This is a genomic window from Micromonospora sp. CMU55-4 (genome assembly GCF_011602315.1).
Classification (GTDB): domain Bacteria; phylum Actinomycetota; class Actinomycetes; order Mycobacteriales; family Micromonosporaceae; genus Micromonospora; species Micromonospora chalcea.
The window spans coordinates 24,013-35,739 of the sequence record NZ_JAAOLH010000019.1 but is presented as its reverse complement, the minus strand read 5'-3'; the positions used below and the strand labels follow the sequence as shown (position 1 = coordinate 35,739).

Below are 11,727 nucleotides of genomic sequence, written 5' to 3'. Positions count from 1 at the left end.
GGGCCAGCGTACGGTCCCGCCGTGGATCGGGAGACGTTCTGGGAAATCGTGGAGCGGGCGCGCCGCGCCGCAGGCCGCGAGACGGTCACCGCCGAGGGCGCCGACGCGGTGGCCCGGCACCTGGTGGCGGAGCTATCGGCGATGAGTCCGGCGGCGATCGTGGGCTTCGAGCAGGCATACGACGACGTGACGTCGGAGGGGTGGCGCTGGGATCTGTGGGCGGCCGCCTACCTGATGCGCGGCGGCTGCTCGGACGACGGGTTCGACTACTTCCGCGGCTGGCTGGTGGCGCAGGGACGGGCGGTCTGGGAGCGGGCCGTCGCCGATCCCGACTCCCTCGCCGACGCCGGTGTCGACCCGGACGACGACGCGCTCGACTGCGAGGCGGTGCTGGGCGCGGCGGGCGACGCGTACGCGGCGGCGACCGGCGGTGGCACGGACGCGTTCTGGGAGGCGCTCGACGCCGCCGACCGGGCAGCTCCCGGCCCATCGCCGGCCGACCCGGCCGGGGAGGACTTCGACTTCGACGACGACGAGCAGATGCGCGCCCGTCTGCCGCGACTCGCGGCGATCTACCGGCCGCTGGAATGACGCCGGCGTGGCCGAATCTGCTGGCCCCGGCGCGCCCGGCGGGTGAACATGTCGGCATGGCCGGGGGCACGTCCACCACCAGGTTGCCGCTTCAGGGCGGGCTGCCGCCGCCCGGCGCGGTGACCGGACCGGTCGTGGAGATCGCCTGCGACGAGTCCGGCTTCTCCGGCACCAACCTGCTCGACCCGGCCACCCCGGTGATCGTCCACGCCAGCGTCGACCTGGGCCGCGACGAAGCCGCCGAGCTGATCCGTACGCTGCGGTCCGGGTTCCGGTTCTCGCCCGACGAGGTCAAGTCCCGGCAGTTCCTGCGCCGTCGCGAAGCCGCCGAGGCGGTGCAGTGGTTCCTGGCGGCGCTACGCGGCCGGGCCCACGTGCACCTCGTCGACAAGGAGTTCTTCCTCGCCACCCGGGTCGTCGACCTGCTGCTGGCCGAGCCGTCCTACGCGGCGGGCACCCGCCTCGCCGGTGACCGGCGTCCGGCCGCGGCGGCGCTGCACCGGGCCGGGCGGGCGGCCGGGCCCGACTGGGCGGCCTTCCTCGCCGCAGTGGTCGAGATGCTGCGCACCAAGCGGCGGGACCGCGCGGACGACCGTAGCGTCGAGCGGTTCTTCGCCGCGCGCGACGTGCTGCGGCGCCACGTCGGCGACACGCGGGCCGGCACGGTCCTCGACGCGCTCGACCCGGCCCGCGTGGCAGCGGTGCAGGCCCGGTTGTACGCGGGTGACCGGACGATTCCGCCACCGCTGGAACCGCTGCTGCCGGCGCTGGCCGAGACCGTCCTGCACTGGAGCGCCGGCCGGCGGCGGGTGCTGGTGATCCACGACGAGCAGAGCGCGCTCACCGAGGACCGGCTCCGCCGACTCCAGGCGGCGCTGGCCGCCAGCGACCCGGCCGGCCCGTCGCCGCTGGCCGGGCTGGTGATGACCGACTCGCGCGACGACCCGCGCGTCCAGGCCGCCGACCTGCTCGCCGGGGTGGCCCGCCGGATGCCCGGCGCCCCCGGCGACGGGCCGTTGCGCCCGCTGCTGTCCCCACCCGCCCCGAACGCCGCAGCCGAGCCGGCGGAACAGGAGGCTACGTGATCCTGAGTGGCGTGACGCCTCGCCCCGGACTGCACTGCGAGACCACCACGCTCGGCGTGCTGACCCGGCACGCGGGCCTGGACCTCTCCGAGCCCATGCTGTTCGGCCTCGGCGAGGGGCTCGGCTTCGTCTACTGGGACGCCAAGAGCATGGACGTGCCGTTCCTCGGCGGGCGCACCAAGCCGCTGTGCGTGACCCGCGCCGCCGCCCACCGCCTCGGCCTGGACCTTCGGGTACGGGAGACGACGTCGGCGGCCAGGGCGTGGCGCAACGTCACCGAGGCGCTGGACGCGGGGCAGCCGGTCGGCCTGCAACTGGACTCGTACCACCTGGACTACTTCACCACCCGGGTCCACTTCGGCGGGCACACCGTCGCCATCTACGGCTACGACGACACCCACGCCCACCTGGTCGACACCGCCCAGCAGGGCGGCGCGGTGACCACCACGCTGGACAGCCTGGCCCGGGCCCGTGCCGCGCGGGGGCCGATGACCGCGCGCCACCTGTCGTACACGCTCACCGCGCCCGGCGGCCCGCCGGACCTGGGCACGGCGATCCGCGCGGCGGTACGCGCCAACGCCGCAGCGTTCCTCGACCCGCCGATCGCCAACCTCGGCCACCGGGGGATCGCCACCGCCGCCGCCCGGGTGACCCGCTGGCTGGACCGCGCCGCCGACCCGGCACGTGACCTGCCGCTCGCCGCGACGCTGATGGAACGCGGCGGCACCGGCGGCGCGCTGTTCCGCGCCATGTACCGGGACTTCCTCGCCGAGGCCGCCACCGTCACCGGCGACGCCCACCTGCGCCGGGCGCAGCTGATGTACGCCGACATCGCGCCGCTGTGGACCGCCGTCGCCGACCACATCGCCACCGCCGGGCGGACCGGCGACGCGGTCCACCTGGCCCGCGCGTCGGCGGTCCTGGCCGACCTGGCCGTACGCGAACGCGAGGCGATGACAGTGCTGGCCGCGGTCGACGCGCGGTAGGCGTCAGCTCAGCTGCTCGGCCAGCGCCACGATGACGCCCGCCGGGCCGCGCAGGTAGCACAGCCGGTAGACGTCCCCGTAGTCCGCCACCTCACCGATCAGCTCACCGCCGTGGGCCCGCAGCCGGGCCACCGTGTCGTCGACGTCGTCGACGGCGAACATGACCGACCGCAGCCCGAGCGTGTTCGGCGGCGCGGCCGGCGGTTCGGCGGCGACGAGTGCCGGCGCCCGGAACCGCGTCAGTTCGAGCTTGCCGTGGCCGTCCGGCGTCCGCATCATCGCGATGTCGACACGCACGCCGTCGATGCCGTTGACCCGGTCCACCCAGGCCCCCTCGACCGGCATCTCGCCCTCGACCTCCATCCCGAGTTCGGTGAAGAAGGCGATCGCGGCCGGCAGGTCGTCCACCACGACGCTGACGTGGTCCATCCGCTGAAGCGTCACGCCCCGAGCATAGGGCGACGTCCGGCCTGGTCAGCTCATGTCGAGCGTGTACGCCGCTTCCCGCACGTCCGCGTCCGGATGGCGGCGCAACCCGATCAGCAGGTCCCGCCACGGCGTCCTCCAGCCGAACTCCGACCCGTGCGCCACGAGCGTCACCGCGAACAGCCCGCCCGGCCAGGTCGCCGCGCCCGGCGAGGGCCGCCGGGTCGGGCCGCCGTCGCGATGAGCAGACGATGGCGGACGTGTTGCGCGCCGCGACCTGACCCTCGCCCTTATTCCGCAATTCCTAGAGAAATTGTAGATTTTCAGCGTTCTCCCAGGTGACCGGGATTGACATTAATCGGACCGTCGGGGATATTCCTAGCGGCGCGTCGGGGCGCGGGGCGGAGCAGGCGAGGTCTGCGGATTTCACCTGCGTGGCGTGCGGAAGGGTGTTCGTGCTGCCCCTGCTCCGCGGGGTCCGGATGAGGTTGGGAAATGATTAATCGGGCCGTTGAATTCGCCAAGCACAATTCGCCGAATTCTCTGCGCGTCAAGGCCCGGCGGGCGCAGATGGAAGCGCGCAACGCCCGTATGCGACTCACCGTTCCGGTGGCGGCCCGCAGCGAGTTCGCCAACATCTTCCACTGCACCGTCCGCAAGACCGGCAGCCAGTGGATCAAGGCGTTGTTCAGTGACCCGGCTGTCTACCGCCACTGCGGGCTGCTGCCCTACGACCCGCGCTTCTACTCCGGCGGCGCGACCGCGCCGGTGCCCGCCGGCCGCATCGGCCTGGCCATCTTCCTCTCCCACAAGCGGTTCGAGGCGGTGCCCAAGGCCGGCAGCTACCGCGCGTTCTTCGTGATCCGCGACCCGCGCGACGTGGTCGTGTCCAGCTACTTCTCGCTGCGCAACTCGCACGCCCCGATGGGCGACATCCCGCAGGCGCGCAAGGCCCTCCAGGAACTGCCGAAGAAGGAGGGAATGCTCTACGTCATCGACCGGCTGCGCGACAAGAAGCAGTTCGGGCAGATGCGGTCCTGGGCGGTCGCGCCGAGCGACGAGACGTTCCGGCTGTTCCGCTACGAGGACCTGACCGGCGAGCGGCAGGCCGAAGAGGTCGACCAGCTTCTGCGGCACTGTGGGATCACGCTGCCGCCGGCCGAGCTGGAGGCCCTGCTGGCCCGCTACAGCTTCACCAAGATGAAGAAGTCGAAGGAGACCCCCGGGCGGATCTCCCACTACCGCAAGGGCGCGTCCGGCGACTGGCGCAACCACTTCGACGACGACATCTACGCCGCGTACACGGCCGCCGCCGGTGACCTCGCCGAGATCCTCGGCTACCCCGCCCGGGACGAGACCCCGGCCCGCTGACCGTCGCCGTATGCTCCTGCCGTGGAGCTGCGGTTCACCACACGGGCGTCCGACTCGGCCTGGATCGACACCGTGTGGACCTGCGTCAGCGACCGGGTCGACGAGATGACCTCGGTGGCGACGCCGTGCTGGGGGCTCGTGTTCTGGCAGCGCGACGGGCACTCCTACGCGGCCGTCTCCGGCCCCGAGACCGCCACCGGCGCCGCGCCGGTGCCCGAGGGCGCGAGCTTCGTCGGTATCGAGTTCGCGGTCGGCACCTCGCTGCGGCTCGTACCCACGCCTGAGCTTGTGGACAGCGGCGCCGAGCTGCCCGACGTGAGCCGCCGGACGTTCCGCCTCGACGGCGGTTGGTGGGAGACACCCGGCCCGGACGACGCCGAGGCCCTGGTCGAGCGGCTGGTCCGGGCCGGCGTGGTGGTCCGCGACCCGCTCGTCACCGAGACCCTGCGCGGCGGCCGTCCACCGGCGTCACCGCGTACCCTCGAACGCCGCTTCCGGGCCGCGACCGGGCTGACCCGGGGCGCGGTGCGGCAGATCGACCGCGCGCGCCGCGCCGCCGTGCTGCTGGCCGCGGGCGGCCCGCCCGCCGACGCGGTCACCACCTTCGGGTACGTGGACGAGCCGCACCTGGCCCGCGCGCTGCGCCGGTACGTCGGACGGACGGCCGGTGAGCTGCGCGCGGGCGCCGGTGGCGCGATCGCGCTGGACCCGGCTCAGCGGGTCACGTCGTAGATCAGCTTGACGACGCCGTTGGGGTAGGCGGCGCTGTCGCGCAGCCGCAGCGTCTGCCGGTCCCGGTCCGCCCGGGTGAACAGGCCCTTGCCGGCGCCGAGCAGCACCGGGAAGACGAGCAGGTGGTACCGCTCGATCAGGTCCGCCTCGGCGAGACGGCGGGCGAGTTCCGCGCTGCCGTGGATGAAGATGTCGCCGCCGTCGCCCTGCTTGAGCGCGGCCACGTCGGCGGTGGAGCGCAGGATCGTCGTCGGTCCCCAGCCGTCGACCAGCGCGTCGTCGGGCAGGCTGGACGACACCACGTACTTCGGCAGGTCCCGGTAGGCGGCGTGGTCCTCGGAGTCGCGCCAGGTGGGCGCGAACGCCTCGTAGCTGCGCCGCCCGAACATCAGCGCCGTGGTCTGCTCCAGCTCCTCGCCCTTGAGGGAGAACGCCTCGGGCAGGAACTCGACGTCCTTGACGACCCAGCCGCCGCTGCGGTGGTCCTCGCCCGGGCCGCCGCCGGGGGAGTCCACCACGCCGTCGAGCGACATGAATCCGGTGTAGACAAGATCACGCATGCGGCAATGCTAGGAACGCCCGCCACCCGGTGTCTTGTACGGAACCGACACGCCCTCAGCAGCCGCACGACGCCCCGGCCGGCGCGGTGAGGTCGTCGGCGGGCCGGCGGACGAGCCCCGCGTCGGTGCGTACCGGGAAGCCCTCCCGCACCCAGTACTCGTATCCGCCGATCATCTCCTTGACCGGCCGGCCGAGCCGGGCGAACTCCAGCGCCGCACGGGTGGCGCCGTCGCAGCCCGGTCCCCAGCAGTAGGTGACCACCGTGGCGTCCGCCGGGATCAGCTCGGCGGCCCGGTCGGCGATCTGCGCGGTGGGCAGGTGGACGGCGCCGGGGATGTGCCCCTGCCGCCACGCCGCGAGGCTGCGCGAGTCGACCACGACCAGGCCGGTCACGCCCGCTTCCAGATCGGCGTGCACGTCGCTGACGTCGGCCTGGAAGGAGAGCCGGGCCGCGTAGTGGGCGACGGCGTCGGCGGGGCGGGCGGCGAGAATGCGCAGGACGTTCGACATGGCACCCATCGTGCCGACCGCCGTCCGGCCGCCCCAGTGGCGTGAGCGCCGCCCTTCGCTAACATCCCGCCATGAACCGTGCCACTGTGGCGGTGCTGGCGTACGAGGGCATGTCGGTGTTCGAGACCGGGATCGTCACCGAGGTCTTCGGCCTGCCCCGCCCGGAGTTCGACGTGCCCTGGTACGAGCTGACCGTCTGCGCGGAGACACCCGGCGCGGTGCGGCTGGTCGGCGGCGCCACGCTGCACACCGACCACGGCCTCGACGTGTTCGCCGGCGCCGGCACGCTGATCGTGCCCGGCGTCGCCGACGTGCACGCCGACCCGTCGCCCCGGCTGACCGCCGCGTTGCGTGCCGCGCACCGGCGCGGCGCCCGGATCGTGTCGATCTGCTCGGGCGCGTTCGCCCTGGCCGGCGCGGGCCTGCTCGACGGCCGCCGGGCCACCACCCACTGGCGGTACGCCGACCTGCTCGCCCGGCGGCACCCGGCGGTACGCGTCGACCCGGACGTGCTGTACGTGGACCACGGGGACGTCCTCACCGGCGCCGGCAGCGCGGCCGGTCTCGACCTCTGCGTCCACCTGGTACGCCGCGACCACGGGCCGACGATCGCCAACGCGGTCGCCCGCCGGCTGGTCGTACCGCCGCACCGCGACGGCGGCCAGGCGCAGTTCGTCGAGGCGCCGGTCCCGGCCGACCCCGGCGACGACCGGCTCGCCGCGAGCATGTCGTGGGCGCTGGCGAACCTGACCGCCGAGATCACCGTGGCCCGGCTGGCCCGGCAGGCGCACATGTCGCCCCGCACGTACCTGCGGCACTTCGCGCGGGCCACCGGCACCACGCCGATCCGCTGGCTGATCGACCGGCGCGTCCAGGCCAGCCTGCCGCTGCTGGAGACGACGAGCGCGCCGATCGAGGAGGTCGCCGCCACTGTGGGGTTCGAGACGGCGGTGACGTTCCGGCGCCACTTCACCGCCGCGATGCGGACCTCGCCGTCGGCGTACCGGCGGGCCTTCACCGGGGCGTCAGGCGGCGCTCACGCCCCGGGCAGCGGTACGACGTAGGAGTCGACGCGGGCGATGAGCCCGTCCCGGAACGTGAACAGGTCGTTGAAGGCGAAGCGGAACGGCCCGTGCGCGACGGTGGCGCCCCGGCCCTCGCCGGTGACCACGACGACCGGCCCGTCCTCGATCACGCGCTCGACGTCGAGCCGTGGACTGCCGGTGAACGCGGGGTTCTCGATCTCGCCGTCGAACTCGGCCCGGCCGCGGGTGGTGCGGTGGCCGTGGATGACCCACTCCACGTCGTCGGTGAGGGTGGCGAGGATGCGCTCGTGGTCGCTCGCCCGGAAGCCGGCGAAGTATTCCGCGACCAGGTCACGCTGGGTTGCTCGGGGCACTGTCGTCTCCATCGTCGTGATGTCGGAGGTGGGCGGCGAGCGCGTCGAGGATCGAGGCGAGCCCGTCCGCGGCCTGGTCGGTACGCAACTCGGGCGGAAGCTTGCGCTGGTGCACCGTCAGGTCGGTGCCGTCGCGCGCGGGCCGGAGCGTGACGGTCGTACGCAGGCCGGTGACCGGCTCGTCGAAGACCAGCTCCCGTGGCGGGTCCACGCTGACGTAGACGAACCGGAGCCGCCCGGTCCGGCCGTCGGGCGCGCGTGTGTCGAGGACGAACTCCCCGCCCGGCCGCAGGTCGACGGTCACCGAGTCCGGCGGCACGTCGGCGTGCGACCCGCCCCAGAACGCGGCGATGCTCGCCGGCGAGGTGAAGGCCGCCCAGACCCGGTCCGGCACGGCGGGCAGGTGCCGCCGGGCGATCAGCTCGTCGCCGTGCCGTTCGACGCGCGTCCTCACCGGGTCGCCTCCGGGTCGGAGAGGTGCGTCTCCAGCGCGTCGAGACGGTCGTCCCAGGCGCGGCGTTGCTCGTCGATCCACGAGCCGAGCCGGGTGAGCTGGTCGACGCGCAGCCGGCAGGGTCGCCGGGTGCCCTCCCGCCGCTGCTCGACCAGGCCGCACCGGCGCAGCACGCCGACGTGGTGGGAGATCGCCTGCGGCGTCAGGTCGAACGGCTCACCCAGCTCGCCCACGGTGGCCTCCCCGCGCGCGAGGCGGGTCACCAGGGCGCGGCGGACCGGGTCGCCGAGCGCGGCGAAGGCGAGATCGAGGTCCGGATCGGAGCGCATGCCCTCACGCTAGCGCAAACACAGGTTTGCGCAAACAACCCTTTGTTTATGCTCGCGCCGGGTCAGAGCGCGCCGCTGCGGACGGCCTCGTAGATGGTGCTGATCGTCGGTGTGAAGCCGAGGCTGCGGGCGAGGCTGATGTCCATCTGCCCCCGCCACGGCTGACGGAGCGGTTCGGCGGAGGAGCCGTAGGAGTAGCCGACGAGCTGGGACATCTCGTAGATGCTCAGGGGCGACTCGTCGGCGATGTTGACGGTGCGGTTGTCGAACGCGCCCGTGAGGGCCAGTGCGAACGCCGTGGCGATGTCGGCGTGGTGGCAGACGCTCAGCCGCTGTGCCGGGTGCCACCCCATGCCGGCCGCGAGTTCGGGCAACGATTCGAGGTGCCCGTCCCGGTCGCCGTAGATGAAGGGAAGGCGCAGGATGCCCCAGGTGAGCCCGCTGGCGCGAAGCAGCTGCTCGGCTTCGATCTTGCTGGCGGGGTAGGCCAGCGTCGGCGCGACGGGGTCGTCCTCACGCCCGGGGTGGGTGCTGTCGGCGCCGTAGACGTGGGAGGTGCTGGCCAGCAGGAACCGGGCCTGCGGCGCGTGCTTCTCGACGGCGGCGATCAGGTTGCGGGTGCCGTCACGGTTGACGGCCCAGATCTGCTCGTCGTCGCGGGTGCGGAAGACGGCGGCCAGGTGGATGACCGCGGTGACGGCTTCCACGGCTGCCGGCAGGGATTCGGGGCTGAGGACGTCACCCTCGACGCGCCGCACGCCGTCGGGCACTGCTTTTCCGGGACGGACGAGGGCGCGGCACTCGACACCCGCCGCGGTGAGTCGCCCGAGCAGGCGGGGGCCGACCAGGCCCGTTCCGCCGGTCACGAGAACGGTCATGACCCGTGCTCCTTCCGGTAGTCGATCAGTCGTCTGGTCGCGCCGCTGAGGACGCGATTCATGGTCTCGATGTCCGCGGGGTCGACCCCGCCGAAGGCGACCTCCGCGATCAACGCCATCGGATCGGGGAGCGAGTGCCACAGGTTCACGCCGGCCGGCGTGATGTGCAGCTGTTTCTGACGCTGGTCGTCCGGGTCGGGCACCTGTTCGATCAGGCCTTTGCGGACGAGCGCCGCGATCACCGCGCTGAGGGTCGCCCGTTCGACCTCCAGTTCGCGGGTGAGGGTGCGCTGGCCGACCGGCCGGCCCTCACTCAGCCGGTACAACACGTACCACTGGGTGTTCCCGAGATCGTAGGGGCGCAGCACGGACTCCATCAGGGCCCGGCTGGCGAGGAAGTATTTCTTCGCCCAGACGCCCGGAGCGGCCAGCTCGTAGGCGTTCATGTCGTTAGGCACCTGACAACATTGTCAGGTGCCTAACGACATGTCAAGAGGTGGCTGCGCGCCGGAACGCCACGGGGCGCCCGGCAGTTGGGGGAGCAGGGGACTGGCGCGCCGTTTCGGGCGGCGTGGCATCGGGAACGTCGTCGGGACGGGCACGGGACGGAGGTCGACATGAGGACACCGAGTCGCCGTAGGCGGATGCTTGGCGTACCCCTGCTCGTCACCGCGCTGCTGGCCGGCGCGTGCGGCGACGGCGGTGGGGACGACGGCGGCGCCGCGGACCCGAGCGCGACCTCGGCCACCGCCCCCGCGACGCCGGAGACGTCGCAGTCGTCCGGCGGGCGCGTGACGATCCCGACGTCCGCCTTCGCCGACCTGCCACCGGAGCTGCGCAAGACCGAGGCGCAGCCGATGGAGGTCACCGACGCGCTGCCCGAGTTGTGCGACCAGGAGTTCCGCAGCGGCGGACGGTCGGTCACCGCGAGCGCCGCCATGACGAGCGCCTACAAGAAGCCGACGGATCCGCCGGAGAACGTCCCCTTCGGCACGCTGCACCAGACCGTCTTCGCGTTCGAGGGCACCGGCGCCGCCGACTACCTGCGCCGGGTCCGCGGGGCGATGGAGTCCTGCCGGTCGTTCCAGGAGTCGGGCGGCACCGTCACCGTCCGGTCCGAGCCGATGGCCCGGACCGGCGACGAAGCCCTGCTGGTGACGGTGACGCGACCGGCTACCGGCCTCGACGGCAGCCCGGCCGAAGGGCAGGCCACCAGCCAGATCATCGTGATCCGGGTCGCCGACGCGGTCACCGTCGTGCACGACCAGGGCTGGGAGGGCACCAGCAACGACCCCGGCCTGTCCGACGACATCGCCGCCGCCGCGGTCCGCGGCCTCGACTCCTGGCAGCGCTGAGCGACTGACGGCGGCCGGACGGGGCAAACGGGAGCGGGATCGCCGGGCAGAATGGGCGGGCGACCGCAGCCGCGACGCGATGGGGGCCCGCCATGACCGCACATCCGGACGTCGTCGTCCTCGGAGCCGGCGTGAGCGGGCTCAGCACCGGCATCCGGCTGGCCGAGAGCGGCGCCCGGGTGCTCGTCCGCACGGCGGCGCCGCCCGCCCGCACCACCTCGGCGCTGGCGTCGGCGCTCGTCGGCCCGAACCTGTCGCCACCCGGCGACCCGCAACGCGCCTGGACCGACGAGACGCTGCGGGTGCTCGGCGCCGAGCCCATGCCGGGCGTGGTGTGGCGCGACGGCACGCTCGCCGCCCGGCCGGCCGGGGCGACGCCCCCGTACGCCGAGCAGACGCCGGGCTTCCGGCAGCTCGGCGACGACGAGCGGCCGGCCGGCTTCGGCACCGCGTTCACCGTCCGCCTGCCGCTGGTCGACATGCCGGTCTACCTCGCGTACCTCCTGGAGCGACTCCGCGACGGCGGCGGCGAGGTGCGCCAGGAGCCGGTCGGCTCGCTGGACGAGGCGGCGACGCTGGCCCCGGTGGTGGTCAACTGCGCCGGGCTGGCGGCGCGGGCCCTGACCGGCGACACCGGCCTGTACCCGGTGCGCGGCCCCCGGATCGTGGTGCGCAACCCCGGCCTGGAACGGTTCTTCATGGAGGCGCCGATGGCGCCGGCCTGGGCGTCGATCTTCCCGCACGGCGACCACGTGGTGCTCGGCGGCGGCCAGCGACGCAGCGACGACACCACCCCCGATCCGGCCGAGGAGGCCGACGTCCTCGCCCGGTGCGTCGCGATCGAACCCGCCCTGGCCGCCGCCGAGGTCCTCGAACACACAGTCGGGCTGCGTCCCGGCCGGGCGGCGCCGCGCGTGGCGGCGCAGCGGCGCGGCGACGCGCTCGTCGTGCACAACTACGGCCACGCGGGCAACGGCGTGATGCTGTCCTGGGGCTGCGCCCGCGACGCCGCCGCGCTCGCCCTCGGCGCCGCGCCGTCCGCCTGACGGC

General features: G+C 73.7%; 17 protein-coding genes. 8 read left to right on the top strand and 9 right to left on the bottom strand.

Annotated features, from left to right (window positions below):
* The first annotated feature begins 21 nt into the window (after positions 1-21).
* The 3 genes from HA073_RS26445 to HA073_RS26435 are packed head-to-tail and all read left to right on the top strand — an operon-like array spanning position 22 to position 2,662.
* Positions 22-591, top strand: coding sequence for a DUF4240 domain-containing protein (locus tag HA073_RS26445; protein WP_166457542.1), 570 nt, complete (start codon positions 22-24; stop codon positions 589-591).
* 56 nt (positions 592-647) lie between these two features.
* Positions 648-1,676, top strand: a complete 1,029-nt coding sequence (locus tag HA073_RS26440; protein WP_166457541.1) for a DUF3800 domain-containing protein — start codon at positions 648-650, stop codon at positions 1,674-1,676.
* Between the two features lie 11 nt (positions 1,677-1,687).
* Complete coding sequence (locus HA073_RS26435; RefSeq protein ID WP_309228064.1) at positions 1,688-2,662, top strand: BtrH N-terminal domain-containing protein; 975 nt, start codon at positions 1,688-1,690, stop codon at positions 2,660-2,662.
* Between the two features lie 3 nt (positions 2,663-2,665).
* On the opposite strand, the gene HA073_RS26430 is transcribed toward HA073_RS26435, so the two are convergent.
* Both HA073_RS26430 and HA073_RS30975 read right to left on the bottom strand, forming a co-directional pair.
* Positions 2,666-3,091, bottom strand: coding sequence for a VOC family protein (locus HA073_RS26430; RefSeq protein ID WP_166457565.1), 426 nt, complete (start codon positions 3,089-3,091; stop codon positions 2,666-2,668).
* A 45-nt stretch (positions 3,092-3,136) separates the two neighbouring features.
* Entirely contained in the window at positions 3,137-3,262 is a 126-nt protein-coding gene (locus HA073_RS30975; RefSeq protein ID WP_255358599.1) for a hypothetical protein, read from the bottom strand.
* Positions 3,263-3,583: 321 nt separating this feature from the next.
* On the opposite strand from HA073_RS30975, the gene HA073_RS26425 reads away from it, so the two are divergent.
* Both HA073_RS26425 and HA073_RS26420 read left to right on the top strand, forming a co-directional pair.
* The gene (locus tag HA073_RS26425) at positions 3,584-4,459 is read left to right on the top strand and encodes a sulfotransferase domain-containing protein (RefSeq protein ID WP_113973256.1); all 876 of its coding nucleotides are present in this window, start codon (positions 3,584-3,586) and stop codon (positions 4,457-4,459) included.
* A gap of 21 nt (positions 4,460-4,480) precedes the next feature.
* Positions 4,481-5,191 carry a helix-turn-helix domain-containing protein gene (locus HA073_RS26420; protein WP_166457539.1) on the top strand — a complete coding sequence of 237 codons (711 nt, stop codon included), beginning with the start codon at positions 4,481-4,483 and terminating at the stop codon, positions 5,189-5,191.
* Here HA073_RS26420 and HA073_RS26415 read toward each other — a convergent pair.
* Together HA073_RS26415 and HA073_RS26410 are read right to left on the bottom strand one after the other, a co-directional pair.
* A complete protein-coding gene (locus HA073_RS26415; RefSeq protein ID WP_166457538.1) occupies positions 5,173-5,751 on the bottom strand; it encodes a dihydrofolate reductase family protein in 579 nt (192 codons plus the stop codon). The two genes, HA073_RS26420 and HA073_RS26415, sit on opposite strands and share 19 nt — an antisense overlap.
* Before the next feature lie 55 nt (positions 5,752-5,806).
* Positions 5,807-6,271 carry a rhodanese-like domain-containing protein gene (locus HA073_RS26410; protein WP_166457537.1) on the bottom strand — a complete coding sequence of 155 codons (465 nt, stop codon included), beginning with the start codon at positions 6,269-6,271 and terminating at the stop codon, positions 5,807-5,809.
* Between the two features lie 62 nt (positions 6,272-6,333).
* Here HA073_RS26410 and ftrA point away from each other — a divergent pair, with 62 nt between their 5' ends.
* Positions 6,334-7,326: a transcriptional regulator FtrA gene (ftrA, locus tag HA073_RS26405; protein WP_166457536.1), complete on the top strand. Its 993-nt coding sequence runs from the start codon at positions 6,334-6,336 to the stop codon at positions 7,324-7,326.
* Here the strand turns inward: ftrA and HA073_RS26400 are convergent.
* From HA073_RS26400 to HA073_RS26380, 5 genes are all read right to left on the bottom strand, one after another.
* A complete protein-coding gene (locus tag HA073_RS26400) occupies positions 7,299-7,661 on the bottom strand; it encodes a nuclear transport factor 2 family protein (RefSeq protein ID WP_043325175.1) in 363 nt (120 codons plus the stop codon). The genes ftrA and HA073_RS26400 overlap by 28 nt on opposite strands.
* The gene (locus HA073_RS26395; RefSeq protein WP_166457535.1) at positions 7,639-8,115 is read right to left on the bottom strand and encodes an SRPBCC domain-containing protein; all 477 of its coding nucleotides are present in this window, start codon (positions 8,113-8,115) and stop codon (positions 7,639-7,641) included. The genes HA073_RS26400 and HA073_RS26395 overlap by 23 nt, the downstream gene beginning before the upstream one ends.
* On the bottom strand, positions 8,112-8,444 hold the full coding sequence (locus HA073_RS26390) for a helix-turn-helix transcriptional regulator (RefSeq protein ID WP_064447430.1): 333 nt from the start codon (positions 8,442-8,444) through the stop codon (positions 8,112-8,114). The genes HA073_RS26395 and HA073_RS26390 overlap by 4 nt, the downstream gene beginning before the upstream one ends.
* A gap of 62 nt (positions 8,445-8,506) precedes the next feature.
* On the bottom strand, positions 8,507-9,322 hold the full coding sequence (locus tag HA073_RS26385; protein WP_166457534.1) for an NAD(P)-dependent oxidoreductase: 816 nt from the start codon (positions 9,320-9,322) through the stop codon (positions 8,507-8,509).
* Complete coding sequence (locus HA073_RS26380) at positions 9,319-9,768, bottom strand: MarR family winged helix-turn-helix transcriptional regulator (protein ID WP_113973251.1); 450 nt, start codon at positions 9,766-9,768, stop codon at positions 9,319-9,321. Before HA073_RS26380 ends, HA073_RS26385 begins: the two co-directional genes overlap by 4 nt.
* A gap of 198 nt (positions 9,769-9,966) precedes the next feature.
* Here HA073_RS26380 and HA073_RS26375 point away from each other — a divergent pair, with 198 nt between their 5' ends.
* Complete coding sequence (locus HA073_RS26375; RefSeq protein WP_104115274.1) at positions 9,967-10,677, top strand: hypothetical protein; 711 nt, start codon at positions 9,967-9,969, stop codon at positions 10,675-10,677.
* A 92-nt stretch (positions 10,678-10,769) separates the two neighbouring features.
* Positions 10,770-11,723 (top strand): FAD-dependent oxidoreductase, encoded by a 954-nt coding sequence (locus tag HA073_RS26370; RefSeq protein ID WP_069089986.1) that lies wholly within the window; start codon positions 10,770-10,772, stop codon positions 11,721-11,723.
* Positions 11,724-11,727: the final 4 nt, after the last annotated feature.

What these genes read in the sequence shown, in the direction of transcription:
- HA073_RS26440 (WP_166457541.1), top strand. Translation starts at nt 648, where the DNA reads ATGGCCGGGGGCACGTCCACCACCAGGTTGCCGCTTCAGGGCGGGCTG.
- HA073_RS26430 (WP_166457565.1), bottom strand. Translation starts at nt 3,091, where the DNA reads ATGGACCACGTCAGCGTCGTGGTGGACGACCTGCCGGCCGCGATCGCC.
- HA073_RS26425 (WP_113973256.1), top strand. Translation starts at nt 3,584, where the DNA reads ATGATTAATCGGGCCGTTGAATTCGCCAAGCACAATTCGCCGAATTCT.
- HA073_RS26415 (WP_166457538.1), bottom strand. Translation starts at nt 5,751, where the DNA reads ATGCGTGATCTTGTCTACACCGGATTCATGTCGCTCGACGGCGTGGTG.
- HA073_RS26410 (WP_166457537.1), bottom strand. Translation starts at nt 6,271, where the DNA reads ATGGGTGCCATGTCGAACGTCCTGCGCATTCTCGCCGCCCGCCCCGCC.
- ftrA (WP_166457536.1), top strand. Translation starts at nt 6,334, where the DNA reads ATGAACCGTGCCACTGTGGCGGTGCTGGCGTACGAGGGCATGTCGGTG.
- HA073_RS26390 (WP_064447430.1), bottom strand. Translation starts at nt 8,444, where the DNA reads ATGCGCTCCGATCCGGACCTCGATCTCGCCTTCGCCGCGCTCGGCGAC.
- HA073_RS26385 (WP_166457534.1), bottom strand. Translation starts at nt 9,322, where the DNA reads ATGACCGTTCTCGTGACCGGCGGAACGGGCCTGGTCGGCCCCCGCCTG.
- HA073_RS26380 (WP_113973251.1), bottom strand. Translation starts at nt 9,768, where the DNA reads ATGAACGCCTACGAGCTGGCCGCTCCGGGCGTCTGGGCGAAGAAATAC.
- HA073_RS26375 (WP_104115274.1), top strand. Translation starts at nt 9,967, where the DNA reads ATGCTTGGCGTACCCCTGCTCGTCACCGCGCTGCTGGCCGGCGCGTGC.
- HA073_RS26370 (WP_069089986.1), top strand. Translation starts at nt 10,770, where the DNA reads ATGACCGCACATCCGGACGTCGTCGTCCTCGGAGCCGGCGTGAGCGGG.